The following is a 2,592-nucleotide window of genomic DNA, read 5'->3' on the forward strand; positions in this document are numbered from 1 at the left end:
CTTTCCAGCGAGAGCACTACAGATATATCCCCTGCTTTTGGAGTTATTCCACCGGCGGTAGAGCTTTTTGGCAGGAGCTACCGTGATCTCTCCTCGGACAAGCAGTTTGACATGTTCAATATCAAGGAGGCTTCGCAGCTCCTTGCAAAAGCAAAGTCAGACCTCAAGATAAATTCTCTGGAAAGCGTAAAGATAATAGTTGATTCGAATACAATAGATTCGAGATACCTTCATATACTATCGCAGAGCTGGCAGGACAGTCTCGGCATATACCTCGGTATCGAGGATCTCACCTCCTCAGAATTTGAAAGAAGGATAGCGGATGGCGATTACAGTATAGCTCTGTATCCGCTGAAAGCCGGCTTCAACAGCGGTCTTGCCGTATTCAACGAGTTCAGGACGTCGGACTGCCTGAAAGCTGCGGCAAACGGTCTTGACTGTGCGGATGCGGTGATAAAATGCGCCTCTGCCTCAGAACTAGCTGACTGCTACAGCGCTCAGGAAAAGGCTCTGCTCGATCAGTACGGCTTTATACCACTGTTCTATAAGAGTTCATACCTTATCGCCAACAAGGACAACGAGGACATCATCTACGATGCCTTTACCGGCTCCATAGATTACCGCATCGCCAAGAACTACAGCTAATACGTAAGAAGCCTCTGTGATATTCAGGCGTATGATCTCCGGCAGGAAGTGCAGCTCTATGGAATAAACTTCTATGAGTTGGCTGGAATGGCATATATGTCAATGGGAAACCATTGAATTTTGAAAAAGTAATTTTAAAGCTCTACCCATTGCACAAATAAAAGCGACTCTGATTGTTGACATTTAACAACGAGAGTCGCTTTTATAGTTTTATCAAGTTGAAAGCCTTCCGGCATCAGTTATTCAAGATATAAAGGCAGTACTCAGCTTTTTTTTCGAACTTTACCCACAAGTGATTCTTTTCTTCGGTCTCTGGCATATAAAGCTGAGTTTTTGCAGTACAAGAAGACCCATCCCCAGCTTGCAGCAAATAATCATCAAAGGGCATATAAATCGTAAGATCAGGCTTATAATCAACTGAGCGGTCATAAGAATAAGTCCTACGGTTGAAATTTATCTCGCTGAAACGAGCCTTTATCGTCTCTTCGTCTAATATCTCGGTATCAGTCGCGTCTTCCTCTAGAATGGTCGGTACAGTGGTCACGATGATTTCAGCAGTATTTGTATTACTTGTTGTCACAGGTCCATCCGGGCTTGTTACGGATATAGTAGTTGTTTGAATTGTGATCTCATTCACAGTTGTAACAGTTAGCTTCTCATTGCCTGGCTCAGTAGTAACAGGTGTTATCACCATTGACTCCTCCGCACCGTGAGGATCACCGGCTGAGGTATTGCCCTCATTTACTGTCAGCGTGGTGGTCTGGACATTTTCTGTCGATATCTCGTTAACACGTACAGTAGCTGAAACTGCCGTCGTATTAACATAGGACACTGGAGTCTGTGAAATAGTCTGTGATACATTTATTGATGTAGTATGCGCTGCTGATGTCGTAGCCGTTTTAGCTTTTGCGGATGTAGTCTTTACTTCATTCACAGTCGTGGAAGCTGTAGTCACTGACGCCTCCTTAGTTGTAACGGCGGTGGTCTCTGTCGGAGTTACTACCGGGATCTTGCCAAAATCAGGATTGGGAGCTTTATTAAGTGCGCTGTTGTGCCATACCGCAGCACCTATTATGACCGCCGCACAAAGTCCCGAAACGGCACAGGATATCCTTTTTATACGCTGAGCGCGTATCCTTCGTCTTTCCAGTATAGCGTCGCCCTGCTCTCTGACGATATCGGCTATCTCTTTATAGCTCCTCATACACGAATCCCTCCTTTTCCAGCTCTTTTTTCAGTGCCCCCTTGGCACGGTAAAGCAGATCCCTGACCTGTTTGCCTGACTTTTTCATTATAGCTCCGGCTTCGGAATGGTCGAAGCCTTCGATATATATAAGATAAAGTATCTGGCTGTATTCGGGCTTGAGCTTCTGTATCGTCCTGCGGAGTATTATCCGCTCCTCGTCCTTGATATATTCCTTCTCAAGAGAAGCCGCCTCCGAAAGATCATGGGCATCATCAAGAGGTACCTCTGCATATTTTGGCTTCCTACGCATACCGTCGTATGCGATGTTCCTGCCGATAGTATAAAGCCACGTCTTGAAGGCGCTTTCTCCGCGAAATACAGGTCTGTCAGTATAGAGCTTTATAAAGGTGTCTATCGCATATTCCTCGGCTTTATGGATATCGCCGACTATGCTGTAAAGATAGAAGATAAGTCCGTCCTTGTAGTCACGTATCAATTCGTCCAGTGCATTCTTATCTCCGGAAAGGAAACGGCTGTAGCTGCTTTCACCGTTTTTCATCGCATACTCCTTTCTTTATTAATTAGACGTCAAAATATCATAAAACGTCGCAGTTTTTTTCATTATACAATAAAATAATTTTTATTTCAACCAGCTGCGACGTTTGCACCATTTTCTGCGTCTAAGTTAGTGAAAGAGCACGAAAGGTGTCGACTCCTTCACTTATAGCTGCAATATCATTATGAGGAGGTATCATTATGAA

The 2,592-nt window shown here is 44.5% G+C and carries 2 protein-coding genes and 1 pseudogene; 1 reads left to right on the plus strand and 2 read right to left on the minus strand.

Annotated features, from left to right (window positions below; all coding sequences use genetic code 11):
* A pseudogene (locus J6U00_RS02685) lies at positions 1-645 on the plus strand (peptide ABC transporter substrate-binding protein); the annotation flags it as partial.
* Positions 646-880: 235 nt separating this feature from the next.
* On the opposite strand, the gene J6U00_RS02690 reads toward J6U00_RS02685, so the two are convergent.
* Together J6U00_RS02690 and J6U00_RS02695 are read right to left on the minus strand one after the other, a co-directional pair.
* Entirely contained in the window at positions 881-1,849 is a 969-nt protein-coding gene (locus J6U00_RS02690; RefSeq protein WP_296578504.1) for a hypothetical protein, read from the minus strand.
* On the minus strand, positions 1,836-2,390 hold the full coding sequence (locus J6U00_RS02695) for an RNA polymerase sigma factor (protein WP_296578507.1): 555 nt from the start codon (positions 2,388-2,390) through the stop codon (positions 1,836-1,838). Before J6U00_RS02695 ends, J6U00_RS02690 begins: the two co-directional genes overlap by 14 nt.
* Positions 2,391-2,592 lie beyond the last annotated feature (202 nt).

Origin of the sequence: Ruminococcus sp. (assembly GCF_017650195.1) — a bacterium.
GTDB lineage: Bacteria > Bacillota > Clostridia > Oscillospirales > Ruminococcaceae > Ruminococcus.

Excerpts from the sequence above, each read along its gene's own strand:
- J6U00_RS02690 (WP_296578504.1), bottom strand. The coding sequence starts at position 1,849 with ATGAGGAGCTATAAAGAGATAGCCGATATCGTCAGAGAGCAGGGCGAC.
- J6U00_RS02695 (WP_296578507.1), bottom strand. The coding sequence starts at position 2,390 with ATGAAAAACGGTGAAAGCAGCTACAGCCGTTTCCTTTCCGGAGATAAG.